Origin of the sequence: Caballeronia sp. LjRoot34 (assembly GCF_964253815.1) — a bacterium.
Taxonomy (GTDB): Bacteria; Pseudomonadota; Gammaproteobacteria; order Burkholderiales; family Burkholderiaceae; genus Caballeronia.
Genome location: NZ_CAXUSB020000001.1, coordinates 3292758 through 3310960, shown reverse-complemented (window position 1 = coordinate 3310960; position 18203 = coordinate 3292758). Strand labels below are relative to the sequence as shown.

Annotated in this window: 10 protein-coding genes; 8 read left to right on the top strand and 2 right to left on the bottom strand. The window is 58.8% G+C overall.

Features of this window, described 5'->3' with window-relative positions; all coding sequences use genetic code 11:
• The first annotated feature begins 1 nt into the window (after nucleotide 1).
• The 4 genes from ACSQ36_RS14870 to ACSQ36_RS14855 all read left to right on the top strand — a co-directional run bounded on the left by ACSQ36_RS14870 (nucleotide 2) and on the right by ACSQ36_RS14855 (nucleotide 6124).
• Nucleotides 2-1531 (top strand): glucose-6-phosphate isomerase, encoded by a 1530-nt coding sequence (locus ACSQ36_RS14870; protein ID WP_436182452.1) that lies wholly within the window; start codon nucleotides 2-4, stop codon nucleotides 1529-1531.
• A complete protein-coding gene (locus tag ACSQ36_RS14865) occupies nucleotides 1528-2817 on the top strand; it encodes a glycosyltransferase family 4 protein (RefSeq protein ID WP_436182451.1) in 1290 nt (429 codons plus the stop codon). Before ACSQ36_RS14870 ends, ACSQ36_RS14865 begins: the two co-directional genes overlap by 4 nt.
• Before the next feature lie 52 nt (nucleotides 2818-2869).
• Nucleotides 2870-4030: a glycosyltransferase family 4 protein gene (locus ACSQ36_RS14860; RefSeq protein WP_436182450.1), complete on the top strand. Its 1161-nt coding sequence runs from the start codon at nucleotides 2870-2872 to the stop codon at nucleotides 4028-4030.
• 1113 nt (nucleotides 4031-5143) lie between these two features.
• Entirely contained in the window at nucleotides 5144-6124 is a 981-nt protein-coding gene (locus ACSQ36_RS14855; RefSeq protein WP_436182449.1) for a LysR family transcriptional regulator, read from the top strand.
• On the opposite strand, the gene ACSQ36_RS14850 is transcribed toward ACSQ36_RS14855, so the two are convergent.
• A complete protein-coding gene (locus tag ACSQ36_RS14850) occupies nucleotides 6114-7094 on the bottom strand; it encodes a GDP-mannose 4,6-dehydratase (protein ID WP_436182448.1) in 981 nt (326 codons plus the stop codon). The genes ACSQ36_RS14855 and ACSQ36_RS14850 overlap by 11 nt on opposite strands.
• An 861-nt stretch (nucleotides 7095-7955) precedes the next feature.
• Between ACSQ36_RS14850 and ACSQ36_RS14845 the strand changes: the two genes are divergently transcribed.
• From ACSQ36_RS14845 to ACSQ36_RS14835, 3 genes are all read left to right on the top strand, one after another.
• Nucleotides 7956-10202, top strand: a complete 2247-nt coding sequence (locus tag ACSQ36_RS14845) for a hypothetical protein (RefSeq protein WP_436182447.1) — start codon at nucleotides 7956-7958, stop codon at nucleotides 10200-10202.
• A gap of 1099 nt (nucleotides 10203-11301) precedes the next feature.
• On the top strand, nucleotides 11302-12795 hold the full coding sequence (locus ACSQ36_RS14840; protein ID WP_436182446.1) for a flippase: 1494 nt from the start codon (nucleotides 11302-11304) through the stop codon (nucleotides 12793-12795).
• Between the two features lie 15 nt (nucleotides 12796-12810).
• Nucleotides 12811-15321 carry a glycosyltransferase family 4 protein gene (locus tag ACSQ36_RS14835; protein ID WP_436182445.1) on the top strand — a complete coding sequence of 837 codons (2511 nt, stop codon included), beginning with the start codon at nucleotides 12811-12813 and terminating at the stop codon, nucleotides 15319-15321.
• 1101 nt (nucleotides 15322-16422) lie between these two features.
• Here ACSQ36_RS14835 and ACSQ36_RS14830 read toward each other — a convergent pair.
• Entirely contained in the window at nucleotides 16423-17601 is a 1179-nt protein-coding gene (locus ACSQ36_RS14830; RefSeq protein ID WP_436182444.1) for an acyltransferase family protein, read from the bottom strand.
• Between the two features lie 291 nt (nucleotides 17602-17892).
• Here ACSQ36_RS14830 and ACSQ36_RS14825 point away from each other — a divergent pair, with 291 nt between their 5' ends.
• Nucleotides 17893-18036: a hypothetical protein gene (locus tag ACSQ36_RS14825; protein WP_165092361.1), complete on the top strand. Its 144-nt coding sequence runs from the start codon at nucleotides 17893-17895 to the stop codon at nucleotides 18034-18036.
• Nucleotides 18037-18203: the final 167 nt, after the last annotated feature.

Genomic DNA, 18203 nt, shown 5'->3' with positions numbered 1-18203 from the left:
CATGAGCACACAGGCCGCTCCCCGCACGCCGAAGTATCTGGCCGATCTGATCGAGAACGGTGGCAAGCCGCTGCGCGCGGGTTTTCTCGGCCTGTTCCGCGATGACCCCAAACATTGGGTGCCGCAAAGCGGGTTCTGGACGTTCACGCTGCTGCTTATCCTCGCGCATCAGGGAACGGCGCTGACATACGGATTCCCGGCCATGGCGACGGCCGTCGGCGTATGGCTGTACTTCAAGAGTCCCGCGCGTTACATCGGCTTTGTATGGTGGCAGTGGTTTCTCAGCCCCGAAGTGCGTCGGCTCGCGGACTTCGCGAAGGGCGGTTTTACGCCCACCAGCCTGATCCAGATCGCGCCCGTGGTCGTAACCATGATCTGCGCGCTGACCGTGGTCCGGCATTATCGTGTGCTGGCTGAGCGGCGCGGCCTGCCTTTCCTCCTGATCTTCATGGGCTTGGCTTACGCGTACCTGATTGGCGTGATGTCCAACGGTCCGATGGCGGCCACCTATGATCTTGCGGCGTGGCTGTATCCGGTGTTGATCGGTTTTCATATCATGGTCCATGCCCGCGAGTATCCGAAATACCGCCAGGCGATCCTCGACACATTCATCTGGGGCATGCTGTTCATGGGCGGTTACGGTCTTGTGCAGTTCTTCCTCATGCCGGGCTGGGATTCCATGTGGATGATCGGTTCGCAAATGGCGTCGCAAGGCGATCCGGTCCGGCTCGGCGTGCGAGTGTTCAGCACCATGAATTCGTCCGGTCCCTTCGCGCTCGCCATGATGGCCGCGCTCACCTTCACCATGGCTGGAACGCAAAGCGTGCGCTGGGTCGCGGGCGGTCTGGGATTCATCTCGTTTGGCCTGTGCATGGTCCGCTCTACATGGGGCGGCTGGGTCATCGCGATGGTGCTGCAACTGCTCAAGGCGAGCAACAAGGTGCGGGTGCGGATCCTTGTGGGCGCCGTGGTGCTGGCGGGACTTTCCGTACCGCTGCTCACCTTCGGTCCAATTGCCGACAAGATGGCGACGCGCTTGCAGTCCATCACCAATCTCAGCGATGACAACAGCTACGCCGCGCGCAACGAGTTCTACGCGTCGTTCGCGAAAACCGCCTTCACCGACGTCTCCGGCGAAGGTTTCGGCGCCACCGGTTCATCGACGAAACTCTCCACCTCCAATGGCGATCTCGGCAAATACGGCAGCTTTGACAGTGGCGTGATGAACGTGCCGTTCGTGCTCGGCTGGCCGGGTTCGCTGATGTATCTTGCGGGGCTTGGCTTGCTGCTCGCACGCGCGTTCCGTGCTTCGTTTTCGTTGCGCGACGACAAATACGCTCAGGCTTCCTTAAGTGTTGCATTTGCGATTGTCGGCATGCTGGTGTTCACGAACACGTTCACGTCTATTGGCGGGATGATCCTTTACATGGGCCTTTGCTCGGTCCTCGCGGCGCGCCACCACCAGCGGCTCGAGCGTCGCCGAGCGCAAGCGCTCTTTGAACACTCCCTCCCTGAAAAGGCACTCCGATGAGAATCGCCATCGTCACTCATGTCGTGCGTCACAACGACGGGCAAGGCCGCGTGAACTACGAGATCGCGCGCGCTGCATTGGCGGAAGGCCATCACGTCACGCTGCTGGCGTCGCACGTTGCACCGGAGCTTGCTAGCGAAGCGCGCTTGCGATGGGTCGCGATCAAGGTCGGGCGTTTCTGGCCGACCAAACTTTTCAAGCAGCAGATCTTCGCGTTGAAGACGGCGTTGTGGCTCAGGGCGCACAAGAAGGAATACGACGTCCTGCACGTAAACGGTTTTATATCGTGGGCCAAAGCCGACGTGAACACCGCCCACTTCGTGCATGGCGGCTGGCTGCGCAGTCCGTATTATCCGTTCAAGCTCACGGGTGGCTTGTGGTCCGCGTATCAGGTGTTGTATAGCCGCGTGAATGCGCGGCTTGAACACTGGGCGTATCAGCGCTCGAAGATCATTGCCGCGGTGTCCGAGAAAGTGGCTATCGAGATTCGCGCGAACGGTGTGGCTGGTGAGCGTATCGAGGTGGTCTATAACGGCGTGGATACGAGCGCGTTCAGTGCGGCCCGGGTGAACGGTGCCGACAGAAAATCGTTCGGACTGCAGGACGATGCATGCCTGTTGCTGTTCGTCGGCGACCTGCGCACGCCGCGCAAGAACCTGGACACGGTGTTAAAGGCGCTGGTGCAACTTCCCGCCCATGTTCAGTTGGCGGTGGCGGGTTATATCCCGGGCAGTCCTTATCCCGATGAAGCGAAGGCGCTGGGCATTGCGGATCGCGTGCATTTCCTCGGGCTGGTGAAGAACATGCCCACGCTGATGCATTCCGTCGACGCGTTCGTTTTCCCATCGCGTTACGAAGCGATGAGCCTCTCGCTGCTGGAAGCGCTCGCGGCGGGTCTGCCGATCATTACCGCGAAGACGGCGGGCGGGGCCGAGATAATCGGCACGGATTGCGGCATTGTGCTCGACGATCCCGACGACGCCACCGCGCTCGCGGGCGCGATCACCAGGCTTGCTGATGCACCGGAACTGCGTCGTGAAATGGGTGAAGCTGCGCGGCGCCTGGCGGACCAATTTGGCTGGGCGCGTATGGCACGGCGGTATCTGGATCTGTATCGCGGTTTTGCGAATCAGGCCGGCGCGACGGCGTCCGGTGAAGTGCAGGCGGAGGGTGGGGCGCCTAAAGCGGCGGCACTGATGAAGAGTGCAACGGCTGGCGCAACGGCGAGCGCGGTCCAGTCCATGCCGCCGGGTATGTCGAACGAATCACACGTATCGCCGGTATGAGCAATTTGACGGCTGTCGTTATCCATCAACAATTTCGATCAGGGTCGTGGACATGAGCACGCAAGCCATCAAGTCGCTGCAAATTGGAATGCACTGGTTTCCGGAGCGCGCGGGCGGTTTGGACCGGATGTATCACACGTTGGTCGGAGCATTGCCGGGCGCCGGCGTGACGGTACGCGGCGTGGTCGCGGGATCGGCGCGGGTGGCGGCGGATACGGAGGGCGCCATTCGCGGCTTCGGTCCGGCGGCGCAGTCCTTGCCGCGCCGCTTGATGGCTGCGCGCCGTGCGTTGCGGGCGTCGTTGAGCCGTGAGCGGCCGGATGTGGTGTCGTCGCATTTCGCGCTTTATACCTTTCCGGGTCTTGATGTGACGCGTGGCATTCCGCAGGTTTCGCATTTCCAGGGACCGTGGGCGGATGAGAGCCATGTTGAGGGCGCCGATTCCATTGGTCAGCGGACCAAGCGGATGCTTGAGCAGCGGGTGTATGCGCGTTCGTCGCGATTGATCGTATTGTCGGAGGCGTTTGGGGAGATATTGCAGTCGCGTTATGGCATTCCTGCGGAGCGGATTCGCGTGGTGCCGGGGTGTGTCGATGTCTCGCAGTTCAATCTGCCGCTGAGCCGTTCCGATGCGCGTCGCCGGCTTCAGTTGCCGCAAGACCGGCCGATTGTGCTTGCGGTGCGGCGGTTGGTCAGGCGAATGGGGTTGGAGGATTTGATTGAAGCGATGAAGCGCGTGAAGGCTAGGCAACCGGATGTGTTGCTGTTGATCGCGGGGAAGGGGCGTCTTGCTGAGGAGTTGCAGGCGCGCATTACCGATGCGGGTCTTGACGACAATGTCCGGCTGCTTGGGTTTGTGCCTGACCGGCATTTGGCGGCGCTTTATCGTTCGGCGGATGTGAGTATTGTGCCGACGGTCGCGCTGGAGGGTTTTGGGCTGATTACGGTGGAGTCGCTGGCTTCCGGGACACCGGTGCTGGTGACGCCGGTCGGGGGGCTGCCGGAGGCGGTTGCACCTTTATCGGCGGGTCTTGTTTTGTCGTCGACGGGGGTGGATGCTATTGCCGATGGCTTGATTGGTGCGTTGGATGGGTCGCTGGAATTGCCGACGGAGCAGGAATGCCGGAGTTATGCGCGCGAGAATTTCGATACGCCGGTGATTGCCAGGCGCGTGGCGGCGGTTTATAGCGAAGCGATCGATGTAGGGTGTTGATTTTCGTTCGCACTTGGGATGGGGGTGGTCGGGGGGCTAGGTTCTGGGGTTAGTGGTCGGAGTCTATGCGGGTTGGTGCTTTCGGCCGTGGTGGTCTGCGAGAGTCGGATTTTCTCTTTATCACTATTAGCCACTGTGCGTGGCGGCACGTCATTTCCTGGTCCTTAGCGACAAAGAAACGAAGCAAAGAAAACGCTTTCAACCACGCTACCCTAAGTGTCCACAGCGTGCAGTTTTCATTCATAGGCGCCCCAAAAGCACGGTGCTCGCCAGAGCGGAGGATGTGTGAAACCCTCCTTCTCGCGAATCCTGACACGAACACGCTTCGCCCCGTACGCTCTCGGGCAAGCACGAGTTGCTAAGGAACCCGCACGGCCTCACGGGAATTTACGGCTGCGGTTTTGACGGGTTAGCTACCTGTTCTGTACGACCGTATTCATTGGCCACAGCTTGATGCGTGTTTGTGTTTACTGCTTCAGTTTTTGTGAATTGGCGGCGCGTTCTGTAAAGCTATTTTCGTCGGTTACGGCCTTACGCATTCTGCAGCATCGTTTCTTGGCGGGTTGGCTACATGGTTCGTTATGCATACAAATTTGGTGGGTGGTTCACGCGGATAGCGCGGGGTGGTCCTTGGGCAGGTTCAATCACTGGTGGCGAAGCGTGTGGGTATCGGTGTTCGGAGAAGGAGGGTTTCACACATCCGTGGCTCTGGCGAGCACCGTGCTTTTGGGGCACCCATGAATGAAAACTGCACGCTGTGGACACTTAGGGTAGCGTGGTTGAAAGCGTTTTCTTTGCTTCGTTTCTTTGTCGCTTTGGACAAAGAAATGACGTGCCGCCACGCACAGTGGCTAATAGTGATAAAGAGAAAATCCGACTCAAGCAGACCACCACGGCCGAAAGCACCAACCCGGCACTGACCCCGACCACTAACCCCAGAACCGACCACCCCAGCATAGACCCCGACCACTCCCAAACAGCCCCCCAACACGCCCCCCAGAACCCCGCGGCAAGCGGAACGCACCAAAACCGTCGTAGTATGTCTATTTAGGCCCGCGCAGCAGCAAAACCCCAGATACCTGACATCTGCGGGCCAGAATGGAACCGACTGTTATGGACCGTTTTCTAGCAATGAAAGTCTTCGTCCGCGTGGTCGAGAGCGGCAGCTTCTCCAAGGCCGCTGACGCATTGCGCCTGCCTGCCGCAAGCGTTTCCCGCACCGTCCAGGCACTCGAAGCACACCTCGGCGCACGCCTCCTGAACCGCACCACGCGAAGCATCAGCATCACCGAAGACGGCGAGATCTACTACGAACGATGCGTACGCGTACTCGGCGAAGTGGACGACATGGAGTCCGTCCTGTCACGCTCCAAGCTGAGCCCAAAAGGCACCGTGCGCGTCAGCCTGCCCGCACTCATGGCAAAAAGCACCATCATCTCCGCACTCCCCGAATTCTTCGCGGCCTACCCCGATATCCGCGTGGAATTGAGCCTGACCGACAAGCAGGTCGACATCATCGAGGCAGGCGTGGATTGCGTGATTCGCGTAGGCGCTGTCGGCGATATCGGCCTGGTGGCAAAGCAGATCGGCCGCTATTCCCAGGTCACTGCGGCAGCACCGTCGTATATCGAGAAATATGGCGAGCCCAATACACTCGAGGATCTCGAACACCACATGTGCGTGGATTATCTGGTGAGCAAGACCGGCCGCGTCAGAAGCTGGGAGTTCGTGGTGGACGGCGAAACCAAGACCATTCCGCTCAAGGCAATGCTGGCGGTCAATGACGCGGATTCGTATGTGGAATGCGGCCTCGCCGGCCTCGGACTGATCCAGGCGTCGAGCTATACGCTGTCCTCGTATCTGGAAAGCGGCGCGCTGAGGGAAGTGCTGCGGACCTATCCGTCGTATCCGCGCGTGGTGTCGATCCTGTATGCGGCGAACCGGCATCAGCCACGGCGAGTGAAGGTGTTTATAGAATGGATTGCCGAGATCTATAGACGGCAGTCGTCACTGCAGATAGCCGCGGATGATCTGGTCTCCGGTCATACCGTACACGCCGATCACCCTGCTACCACAAGCCACGTCACGTCTTGACGACTGCGGCACTCTGCACAGCCTCACCCTCGGCTTGCGCGCGCGCATGTTTGAACATCCACTCGAGCGTGTCGTAGATAGGGGTGATTGGCACGCGGCCAATCGCACGCCGCAGCTTGCCGTTCGAACCCACCAGCTTCGCAATCTCATTGTGCCGCATGAAGCGCGGGTCGACGAAAATCTCGATCTTGTATCCGGCGATACGCTCCATCATGCCCAGGATTTCGCCAAGCGAATGGCCGGTGCCTGAACACGTATTGAATGCTTCGCCCGCAGGCGCGACTTCCAGCAGCCGTGTATAGACTTCGACGACATCGCGGACATCGGAGAAATCGCGGCTCACAGCCAGATTGCCAAGCGACATGCGTGCTTCATGACGCGCGTGATGATTGACGATCTTCGGCAACAGGAAGTCTTCGCCCTGGCCAACGCCGGTGTAGTTGAACGGCCGCGTGAAGAAGACGGGCAGGCGGTCGAGCCACAAGCGCGCCATGTTTTCCATCGCGAGCTTGCTGACCGCATAGTCGTTGCCGGGATTCAGCGGCACGTTTTCGTCGATGACTTCCACGTTCGCATTGCCATACACATTCGATGTACTCGCCATCAACACTGCACGCGGTTTCTTGTCGAGCTGCGACAACGCGTCGAGCAGATTGCGCGAGCCCATGATGTTGACAAGATAACTTTGTGTGGGCGCGTTGCCCGTGACGTGTGCGAGCCCGGCAAGATGAACGACTACATCGGGCTGGGCATCGCTAACGCACGCACGCACCGCGTCGAGATCAAGCAGGTTGAGCGGAACGCCGGTCGTGCCGGGCACGTCGGGCTCGGACGCAGGCGAAGTCGTGCCCCACACGTCGTAACCTTCGTCCAGCAGACGCGCGGCCATGTGACGTCCGGTAAAGCCCGAAAGTCCCGTGATGAGAGCGCGACGGCGTTTGCCGCCGTCAGGATGTTTTATGTCGTTCATTGCGCTTGATATAGGCGGCGGCCGTTTGGCAAAGGGTTGCGGCATGTCGGGAATGATTCTGCATGCCTCGTCCGGTGACGCCAATTACTTGCCGTTTTACGACGATGCGACCGTCGAACGATGGATTCCATCATGAAACGGCGATTCGCATGAGAACGTACAGTTCCGCTCTGGGCGAAGCGCCACGGCGTTTTCCAGCCATTTTCCGCATCAATTTAATCGCGGATTTTATCACGTAGCCCTTCTTTCAAGGGGTCGGAACACCGGATGTGACCGGCGCCGGACATGAAGTATCGCCAATTAATTGCCGAATCCCCACACGGGACCTTCAGATACCGGTAATTCCTGTCTCGATCCTGACCGTGGTGTAGCGAAGCGTAATGCGCCTGCTGCGCGCGGCTTTAGTCCGATAGTCGAACATTACGCTTTCCTTATTCTATGAAGAATCGACTGGAAAATATTAAATAGCCGGAGATCACGTGTTAAAAAGTATTTCCGGGAAGTCCTCGCGCAGAGGTCTGAAAGACGTCGCATTTATTACTTTTCGAAACAATTTTTTGAAAGAAATAAGTCAGTGTGAAAGTCAGTCGAGGCTCCGGCGCCGCGCTGACAATGGCTCCGGGGTCTTAGTGGCTCCTGGTGCGCTGCGAGGGAACCGTTTAAAAGTCGCTTCTAACGGTAATTGGTCGCATTGTGTGGTTCATTCACCACTGGTGATCCAGCATCGCACTCCATTTATTTCAGATTTTTTTGCAATATTTGAACGGTAGTCTTGGCTAACCCGAGTAACGGCCGTGACGTCTCTATTGCACCATCGGCCGATGGGAGCAGAGCCGGCCGCTCTCAGACGGAGAAAACCTCTTGCATCGTTTTTCGCGTTTTTCGTGTTTTTCGTTTTGGGCATCACGTTTTCTGATTGTGGGCGCGCTCGGTCTGGCTGCAGTGGGCTCTGCGTATCCGGCATCGCCCACTGTGTTGCAGGCGCGTACATCCTGGATTGGCAACACCTTTGGTTTCGGCGATGGCACGTGGACGCAGATCAACATCACCGCGATCGCCGTCACGCCTGACGGCCGGGTGTACACCAACGCGCCGTGGGACGAAAGCGGCGCGGAAGTGAGCATCTACAAGGACGGCAAGGTGCTGGGCACGGCCGGTGGCACGCATGGCTGGGGCAACTACGGCGGCAACGCGATCGCGCTTAACCGGCGCTATGCATTTGTCGCGGTCGGGGTGGGCAACGAGCGGGGCAATTTGTCGAAGGCGGGTGTGTGGCCGCCCAAGGGCAAGCAGTGGTTTGGCGTGTCGCGGCGGGACATCCGCGACGTGAAACGCAGTGTGGCGTTCCAGGCGAACCTGGCCGCCGATAAAGACGGGCACGCGCAGCTCGCCGCCGCTTTCCTGATGATCAACGAGGCGCCGGAAGACAAGCGCGGCGCAGCGAAGACGGACGATGTGAAGCAGGACGTAGGCGGGCTGGCTGCATCGGATGCATTGTTGTACGTGGCGAATACCGCGATGAACCGCATCGAGGTGTACGACGCCGAATCGATGCAGCAAAAGAGCAAATGGAACGCGACGCAGCCGGGGCGTCTGGCGCTCGCGAAGGACGGCACGCTATGGGCGCTGGTCAATACGCAGGGCGGCCGCGCGCGGCTCGCGCATTACACGCCGGCTGGTGCGGTGATCGACGATGCACCGGCGCTGGCCGCGGGCACCGACGCCGTTGATTTGACGATAGATGTGCAGGGACGTTTGCTGGTTGCTGACAACGGACCGCGTCAGCAAGTGGTGATCTTCACGCGCGATGGCGGTGCCGGCAAGTATCGCGAGTCCGGTGCGCTGGGTGAGCGTGGCGGCATTTTTTCGGGTGTCGCGGGGCGTCCTGGTCCGCAGCGGTTCAACGGGCTGACCGGCGTGGGCGCGGATGCGGCCGGGAATGTTTATGTATCGACGAACGGCATTGGTGTGCGGCAGGGTTCGACGGGTGCGGGACTCGGTGCGACGCTTGAGAGTTATGCGTCTGATGGCAGGCAGTTGTGGCAAGTGCAGGGATTGTTGTTCGTGGATGGCGCGTGGATGGATCCAGCGCGTCCGAACAGCGTCTACACCGGCAACAAGCGTTTTGAGCTGGATTTGTCGAAGCCGGCGGGACAGGAATGGAAATACGTGGGTTTCTTGTCGGGGCGGTTCAAGTATCCCGAGGACCCGAGCTTTAGCGTCGATGACTGGCCGGGACAGCCGATCGCTCGCAAGGTGGGCGGCCGGACCTTCTTGTACTTGACGGACATGTATTCGGATCATTTGAAGATTTACCGTTTCGATGCAAAGCGTGATGGAGAGCTGGCGATTCCTTCTGGCTACTTTGCGGGACGGGAGCGTGGTGCGGAGAACATTCCGAATCATCCGCCGCATGGCGACTGGATCTGGCGCGACACGAACGGCAATGGCCGGTTTGAGGCGAACGAGTTCGACGTGAACAACGGACTACTACCTAATCCTGGTGGATGGGGGTGGTGGGTTGATACGAAGGGTGATATTTGGCACACGAGTGACACGCGCGGGATCAATCGCTTTCGATATGGTGGAGTGGACCGTGTGGGCAATCCGGTTTATGCGTATGACAACGCGCAGAACTATGCGATGCCGGCGCCGTTCAACGTGGTGAAGCGAGCGGTGTATGAGGCGGATACGGACACGATGTATTTGACTGGGTACACGGCTGACGAGCCGTTTGACCGTGGGTACTGGAAGGAAGTGGGTCGGCGGTTGATTCGATACGACCATTGGTCGAAGGATCCGGTGCAGCGGTATTCGGTTGAGTTGCCTTGGGACACGAAGAGCAAGCCGCTGGCTACGACGATTGGTTTGACGGTTGAGGGCAAGTATCTGTTCACGGTGGAACCGGTTGGGACCGTGCATGTGTATGAGAAGGATACGGGGCGAGAGGTTGGGGTGATCAAGCCGGGGCCGGAAGTGGGTGGTGCGTCAGGGTGGGTGGATGTGCCGAATGGCATTAGCGCGAGCCGGCAGGCGGATGGCGAGTATTTGGTTTTTGTTGAAGAGGATGCGCGGGGGAAGGTGATGATGTACCGGTGGCACGAGTAGCACGAGTAGCGTGTTCGTTCGCACTTTTGGGTTTTGGGTTTTGGGTTTTGGGTGATCGGGGTGAGGGGGTGAGGGGGGGCTGGGTTCCGGGGTTAGCGGTCGGGGGCAGTGCCGGGGTGGTCGGTTCTGGGTTAGTGGTCGGGGTCTATGCCGGGTTGCTGCTTTCAGCGTTAGTGGTCTGCGAGAGTCGGATATTCTCTTTATCACTATTAGCCACTGTGCGTGGCGGCACGTCATTTCTTTGTCCAAAGCGACAAAGAAACGAAGCAAAGAAAACGCTTTTAAACCACGCTACCCTAAGTGTCCACAGCGTGCAGTTTTGATTCATAGGTGCCCCAAAAGCACGGTGCTCGCCAGAGCGAAGGATGTTTGAACCCCTCCTTCTCGCGAATCCTGACATGAACACGCTTCGCCACCAGTGTTCTCGGGCAAGCACCGGCGCCCCAACGATCAGCACGGTGCTACGCGTATTTTTTGCCTCATTTCTTGATGTGTTGGTTGGGTAATCTAAGCGGTTATTTCCTTGGGTCAAGGTCATGGCATTGCGCGTATTGCTGTTTCATTTCTTGGTGGGTTGATTGCGTGGGCTTGACGATTATTTCGTCGGTTACGGCTTTACGCATTCTGCAGCATTGTTTCTTGGCGGGTTGGCTACATGGTTCGTTATGCGTAAAAATTTGGTGGGTGGTTCACGCGGATAGCGCGGGGTGGTCCTTGGGCAGGTTCAGTCACTGGTGGCGAAGCGTGTGGGTATCGGTGTTCGGAGAAGGAGGGTTTCACACATCCGTGGCTCTGGCGAGCACCGTGCTTTTGGGGCACCTATGAATAGAAACTGCACGCTGTGGACACTTAGGGTAGCGCGGTTTAAAAGCGCTTTCTTTGCTTCGTTTCTTTGTCGCTTTGGACAAAGAAATGACGTGCCGCCACGCACAGTGGCTAACAGTGATAAAGAGAAAATCCGACTCACGCAGACCGCTAACGCCGAAAGCAGCAACCCGGCACTGACCCCAACCGCTAACCCTGGAACCTAGCACCCTGACTCTAACCGCTAACCCCCCAACCCCCAACCACCCAAAACCCAGAAGGACGAGTGCGAACGATGGAAAAATCGATGCTGAAGAACATGGCGATTAACTTCTCGGGACTGGTACTGCCTACCTTCGTCTCGTTGATCACCGTGCCCGCATACATCCATCTCGTCGGCGTCGAACGCTACGGCGTGATCAGCCTCGTCTGGACGCTTATCGGCTACTTCGGCATTCTCGATCTCGGCATGGGCATGGCCGCTCAACACCAGATATCAAAGGCCCACGCCGCCAACGACCCCGCAGCCCGTTCACGCGTGTTCTGGAGCGCAATCTGGCTCAACCTGGGTACCGGCATCATCGGCGGTGTCCTGATCTACTTCGGTGCGTTCGCCTACACCGCCTACGTCGCGCATTCATCCCCGGCCATGCAACAGGAGGTCTATCACGCACTCCCATGGCTCGCCCTGGCCATTCCCATCGCTAACGTCTCATGGGTCTGCGCCGGCGCAATCAACGGCGTCGAACGCTTCGGTATCTACAACACCAATCAAACCATCGGCACCTTCCTGTTCCAGTTGCTGCCGCTAGCCGCCGCCTGGAAAATCGCACCGAACCTGCAAACCGTACTCGCCGCCGCCGTCGTCGCGCGTGTCCTCGCCGTGATAATGCTTGCACGAGCGAGCTTCAAGGTGCTCGACATCAAACGCATCGAATGGCCGCAGCTGGGCGTCGCAGGCGGCCTGTTCAAATTCGGCGGCTGGATGCTGGTCGCGACCATCTCCAGCATGATCACAGACTCGCTCGACCGCATCCTCCTCGGCGCCAATCTCGGCGCGCGCTTCGTCACGTACTACACCGTCCCGCAGAACCTCGTCACCCGCCTGAACATGCTGCCGAACTCACTCGTTCGCACCCTGTTCCCGCGCCTGTCCGCCGTCAAACGCGAACACGCCGATGCCATGGTCCAGCAGTCGCTCGAATTCCTGAACGGTGTCTTCACGCCCATCGCGCTCTTCGTCATGCTCGTGCTCGCCCCCTTCCTGCATCTCTGGGTAGGACAGGAAATCGCCATCGCCAGCGCGCCAGTGGGCCGGATCCTGATCATTGGCGTGTGGCTCGTCGGACAGGCCAGCGTCACGCGCATCATGATCCAGTCGCAAATCGATCCCGCCACGGCAGCGCGTATCGGCATCGTGCAACTGCCGTTCTTCGTGACGGCACTGTGGTTCGGCATTGCGCACTTCGGTCCTATCGGCGCGGCCAGCGTGGTCGTGCTGCGCTCGCTTGCCGACTATGGCCTGCTGCTCTGGATCTCGCGTATCCACGCCCGGCCTATTGCCGTCGACATGCTGATGCACCTCGCGTTCCTCGTTGCTGGTCTGGGCGTGGCGTTTGTCATCGATCCGATCGAGTACCCGCTGCAATCAGTAGCAGCGGCGTTTGTGATCTCGGGCCTTAATTGTTGCTGCTCCCTTCTTACGCGGCCCGCGTTGCGCTCCATGGCGCGCAGCTTCGTCCATGAGTTGAATGTGCGCCTGAAACGGCGCGTGAAATCCACGGTTTAAGGTAAGGAGTGACACATGAGACATGATCTCGATGAAGCGGTCATCGACCCGGTGCGAGTGACGCTCGACACGGTCGGCCTGCCTCCGCCTGCCGTGCAGGACGCGCCGCCCCGGCACCGCGCGAGAGTCGCGAAACGGGTGCCGCGGGTTGCGATAGTGCATGACTGGCTCGTCGCATTCGCCGGCGCGGAGAAGGTGCTCGAACAGATCGTCATGTGTTTTCCCGATGCCGATCTTTTCAGCGTTGTCGACTTCATGGAAGAGCGGTCGTGGATGCGCGGCAAGAAGGTCACGACCTCGTTCATCCAGAAACTGCCGCAAGCGAAAAAGCGTTACCGGTCGTATCTGCCGCTCATGCCGCTCGCGATCGAACAACTCGATGTGTCCGGCTATGACCTCGTCATTTCGAGCAGCCATGCGGTCGCGAAAGGCGTGCTGACGGGTCCCGACCAGATTCACGTGAGCTATGTGCATTCGCCCATTCGCTATGCATGGGATCTGCAACATCAGTACTTGCAGCAATCGAATCTCACGGCCGGCGTGAAGTCGCTGCTCGCGCGCATGGTGCTGCACTACATGCGCAACTGGGATATCCGAACGTCGAATTCGGTGGACCATTTCATCGCGAATTCAGCGTTCATCGCGCGACGGATCAACAAGGTCTATCACCGCGATTCGCATGTGATCTTTCCTCCCGTCGATGTCGAAGCGTTCCAGCTTTGCGACGTGAAAGAGGAGTTCTATCTGACCGCGTCGCGGATGGTGCCGTACAAGAAGATCGATTTGATCGTGGAAGCATTTGCGAAGATGCCGCAGCGCAAGCTGGTCGTGATCGGCGATGGGCCCGACATGCGCAAGATTCGTGAGAAGGCTACGCCGAACGTCGAGATCATGGGGTATCAGCCGTTCTCCGTCCTGCAGGACAAGATGCGGCGCGCGAAGGCGTTCGTGTTCGCGGCCGAAGAGGACTTCGGCATCTCGGTGGTCGAGGCGCAGGCGTGCGGTACGCCAGTGATCGCGTACGGCAAGGGCGGCGCGCTGGAAACGGTGCTGGATAGTTCGCACGCGCGCCCGACGGGCCTTTTCTTCGATGAACAGACGACCGCCGCAATCATCGATGCTGTGGAAGGTTTCGAACTCGGCGCGGTCAAGATCAATCCCGCGGATTGCCGCGCAAATGCCGAGCGTTTTTCGATCAAGCATTTCCGCGATAGTCTTCGCGCTTACGTGCAAAGCGTTGCACCTCATTTCACGCTCGCACCGCCTGCCATGCCACCGGTACCGGTGGCCGACCCGGCAATTGCAGCCGCGGCTGCGCAGCAGGATCAGGATCACGAAGAGGCTGACGCAATGCGCGTTCTCGCCGTCGATCAAAGCGGTGTGCTGGGGGGCGCGGAACTATCGTTGCTCGAGGTGATGAAGAATATGCGCGGCACCAACGAGACCGTGTTGTTCGACGACGGCCCATTTCGTATTGCGCTAGAAGCGGTCGGTATCAAGGTCGACGTGCTCGATGGCGCCGCACTCGGCGGCTTGAGCAAGGACGGCGGGATGAAGCGGCCCAAGGCGGGCATGATCGGCGGCGTGATGGGCCTTGTGCGCGGCACGCTGGAAAAATCGCGCAACTCGGATGTGATCTACGTGAACACGCAACGCGCGATGGTGGTCGGCGCTATTGCCGGACTGATCTCGCGGCGGCCGGTGGTGTGGCATCTTCGCGATATCGTCAGTCAGGAGCATTTCGGCAAGACGCAGCTCACCATCATCAAGTGGTGCACGAAGCTCATGCTGGAACGCGTGATCGCGAACTCGACGGCGTCCGCCGTTGCGCTTACCGCGTTGACACGTATGAAAGAGGAACGGCTGGATGTGGTGTTCAACGGTATTTCCGCCGAGCCGTTCACCGAGCTGGAATCTGTCGCGCAGCACGAGTTGCGCTCGCGCTTTGGTTTGCCTCAGGATGCGTTCCTCGTGGGCTCGTTCAGCCGGCTCGCTCGCTGGAAAGGGCAGCACATCCTGCTTGAGGCGCTGCTGGAAGCGCCCGAGATGCATGCCGTGCTGGTTGGAGCGGCGCTCTTCGGCGAGGATGCCTACGAGGCGGAATTGCGTGCCTACGTGCTTGAACATGGTCTCGCCGACCGCGTGCATTTTCTGGGCTTCCAGCACGATATTGCGGCATGCATGAAAGCGGTTGATGTCGTCGCGCATACGTCCATCAGCCCGGAGCCGTTTGGTCGTGTGATTATTGAAGGCATGCTGGCGAAGCGGCCGATCGTGGCGGCGCGGGCGGGCGGCGTGACGGACATTGTGGAGGATCGCGAGAACGGCATTCTCTGCACGCCCGGCGATGTTCATGCACTGGCGGGTGCGCTGGGTGAGTTATCGGGGGATGCTGGTTTGCGCAACCGGCTGGTCGAGCGGGGTTATGCGAATGCAATCAACCGCTTCGGGACGGAACGGTATGTGGAGAGCGTTCAAAAGATTCTCTCCGATGTCGCGGGGAAGTCGCGGTTGAAACGGGGGTAGGGTGTTGGTTTTCGCTCGCGCCGGTGGACGGGTTGGGGGGGAGCTTGGGGGGCGGGGTCAGTGCCGGGTTGCTAGGTTCCGGGGTTAGCGGTCGGGGTTAGTGCCGGGTTGGTGCTTTCGGCCGTGGTGGTCTGCGAGAGTTGGATTTTCTCTTTATCACTATTAGCCACTGTGCGTGGCGGCACGTCATTTCTTTGTCCAAAGCGACAAAGAAACGAAGCAAAGAAAACGCTTTCAAACCACGCTACCCTAAGTGTCCACAGCGTGCAGTTTCTATTCATAGGTGCCCCAAAAGCACGGTGCTCGCCAGAGCGAAGGATGTTTGAACCCCTCCTTCTCGCGAATCCTGACACGAACACGCTTCGCCCCGTACGCTCTCGGGCAAGCACCATTGCTAAGGAACCCGCACGGCATTACGGGTATTTACGGCTGCGGTTCTTCGCGGGTTAGCTACCTGGTCTGTGCGACCGTATTCATAGGTCACAGCTTCACGCGTGTTTGTGTTTACTGCTTCAGTTTTTGTGAATTGGCTGCGCGTTCTGTAAAGCTATTTTCGTCGGTTACGGCCTTACGCATTCTGCAGCATTGTTTCTTGGCGGGTTGGCCACATGGTTCGAGGTGCGTACACATTTGGCGGGAGGTCGTCCGCGGATAGCGCGGGGTGCTCCTTGGGCAGGTTCAATCACTGGTGGCGAAGCGTGTGGGTATCGGTGTTCGGAGAAGGAGGGGTTCACACATCCGTGGCTCTGGCGAGCACCGTGCTTTTGGGGCACCTATGAATAGAAACTGCACGCTGTGGACACTTAGGGTAGCGTGTTTGAAAGCGTTTTCTTTGCTTCGTTTCTTTGTCGCTTTGGACAAAGAAATGACGTGCCGCCACGCACAGTGGCTAATAGTGATAAAGAGAAAATCCGACTCTCGCAGACCACTAACGCTGAAAGCAGCAACCCGGCATTGACTCCGACCGCTAACCCCAGAACCTACCAACCCGGCACTGACCCCTGACCACTAACGCGGAAAGCACCAACCCGACTCCGCCCCGCCCCCGCCCAAGCTCAAACCCACCAAACCCCCAAACCCGTCCACCGGCGCGAGCGAAAATCAACCGCCCCCGCCCTGACGCCGCTTAAAACTGGCGGACCAGTTCATCGCCGGCCGCTCGACCAGCATATAAAACACGAAGGCCACGGCAATCGGCACGATCATGAAGGCGAACGATGCCCAGATAGTCGTCTGCAGCGCCGAGTGAAACAGCACCGATCCGAGCAGGATAAGAATCGGAATATGCACGATATACAGTGAGAAACTGAACTCGCCGAGCCACGAAAAACCCCTTACCGGCAACGAGCTGCGCATGGGTTTATCGAGCACCTGGAACAGATACAGCGCGAACGCCAGCGCCCAGAACTGGAACGCCATGTATTGCCCGAACTTGAACGCACCGCAACCAATCACCGCAACCACCGCCGCCGCGATCTTCAGCTTCACGGACCCGTGCGGCATCTTCTGCGCATCGGGCGCGGCCTTCGCCTCGGCAATCCACGCGCCCAGCGTCCAAGAAAACCAGTACGACGCGAACAACACGATCTCGTGACGCTCGAACACCAGCGCCGAAATCACATTGATAATGCCGACGCAAACCAGCACCGCCTTCATCCCGATCCGCTTGCGCAATGCGATCAGCAACGGATACACGAGATAGAACTGCACTTCCAGCGACAGCGTCCACAACGCCCCATTCGACCCGAACGTACCGCCGGCCACGCCCTGCAGCGAAAGCAGGTTGACGATGAACAAATGCAGATCCGCCGTGCCAATCTTGGGGCTGACCGGCGTGAAGCCGAGGCTGAACGTATCCAGCACGTACGTCAGCACCAGCGCGGCAAGCAGCACCGGATAGATACGCGCGAAACGGCGCATCAGGAAGTTGCCGGTATCGAAGGGAGCAGCGGGATTGGCTAGCAGCTTGCGCGCCGTTCCACGATGAATACAGTACCCGCTGATCACGAAGAAGATCGGCACGCCGGCCGAACCCCAGGCAATGGGAAAGGTGAGATAGCTGAAGACCGTGTTGAGGTCGAACCTGGCCCCCGTCCTGTGGAATTGCTGTATGCCGATCCAGGTGATCTGGCGGCAGTGGAAATAAGCGACCAGTAGCGCCGCAAAACCACGCCACGCGTTGATGGCGACATCGCGGTCGTCAATGCTGACAGCGGCTGCGCGTTCGAGCGGTAACTGCAAGGAGGAACCGGCCGGATCGAGCAGGGACGAATCGCTCATTTAAAGACCTCGTGTCCAGGTTGAATAAAGGCCGGAGACGGTTCCCGGCCTTGCGGCGCCTTATCTGGTGCTTGTCCGGTGCACTAAGTGGCCACTCAAGCGGCGCACTTGCAAATGTCATATTAATCCGGCAAATAATGGAAAAATATGCGTGACAAACACTTCATCGTGTACATGATGAGCAAAAACCTCCTTACGGTCTGTTCGAAAGGTAACGAATTTATTCAGCAATTATTTGTCGTTTTTTTTCTGCTAACTTCATTTCAAACCATTCAAAAACAGAGGTACGTCATGGACATGCACGCATTCGCCGGTATTGCTGTTTTGTTGATCCTCGCCGCGGTCTCGGCTTATCGGGACGCGCTACGTAACGATCCCATGTCGAAACTGAACGCGTCAGGCATTCGTTTTCCGCATTCGGACGATCAAGAATAAGTGTTTCAGAACGATCGTGCTGCGGTGCGGCGGAAGATTGAATATTTTTTCGTGCGCCGCGGCTGGCGCCATCTGCCATCGGGGTCAGGATGACGCAGCTCATCGTCTTGCGACGCAGCAAATTATTTTACGCTTTCAAAAGCAGCTTTTAATGAATATCAACGTCG

Excerpts from the sequence above, each read along its gene's own strand:
- ACSQ36_RS14855 (WP_436182449.1), top strand. The coding sequence starts at position 5,144 with ATGGACCGTTTTCTAGCAATGAAAGTCTTCGTCCGCGTGGTCGAGAGC.
- ACSQ36_RS14860 (WP_436182450.1), top strand. The coding sequence starts at position 2,870 with ATGAGCACGCAAGCCATCAAGTCGCTGCAAATTGGAATGCACTGGTTT.
- ACSQ36_RS14830 (WP_436182444.1), bottom strand. The coding sequence starts at position 17,601 with ATGAGCGATTCGTCCCTGCTCGATCCGGCCGGTTCCTCCTTGCAGTTA.
- ACSQ36_RS14835 (WP_436182445.1), top strand. The coding sequence starts at position 12,811 with ATGAGACATGATCTCGATGAAGCGGTCATCGACCCGGTGCGAGTGACG.
- ACSQ36_RS14825 (WP_165092361.1), top strand. The coding sequence starts at position 17,893 with ATGGACATGCACGCATTCGCCGGTATTGCTGTTTTGTTGATCCTCGCC.
- ACSQ36_RS14840 (WP_436182446.1), top strand. The coding sequence starts at position 11,302 with ATGGAAAAATCGATGCTGAAGAACATGGCGATTAACTTCTCGGGACTG.
- ACSQ36_RS14865 (WP_436182451.1), top strand. The coding sequence starts at position 1,528 with ATGAGAATCGCCATCGTCACTCATGTCGTGCGTCACAACGACGGGCAA.
- ACSQ36_RS14850 (WP_436182448.1), bottom strand. The coding sequence starts at position 7,094 with ATGAACGACATAAAACATCCTGACGGCGGCAAACGCCGTCGCGCTCTC.
- ACSQ36_RS14870 (WP_436182452.1), top strand. The coding sequence starts at position 2 with ATGAGCACACAGGCCGCTCCCCGCACGCCGAAGTATCTGGCCGATCTG.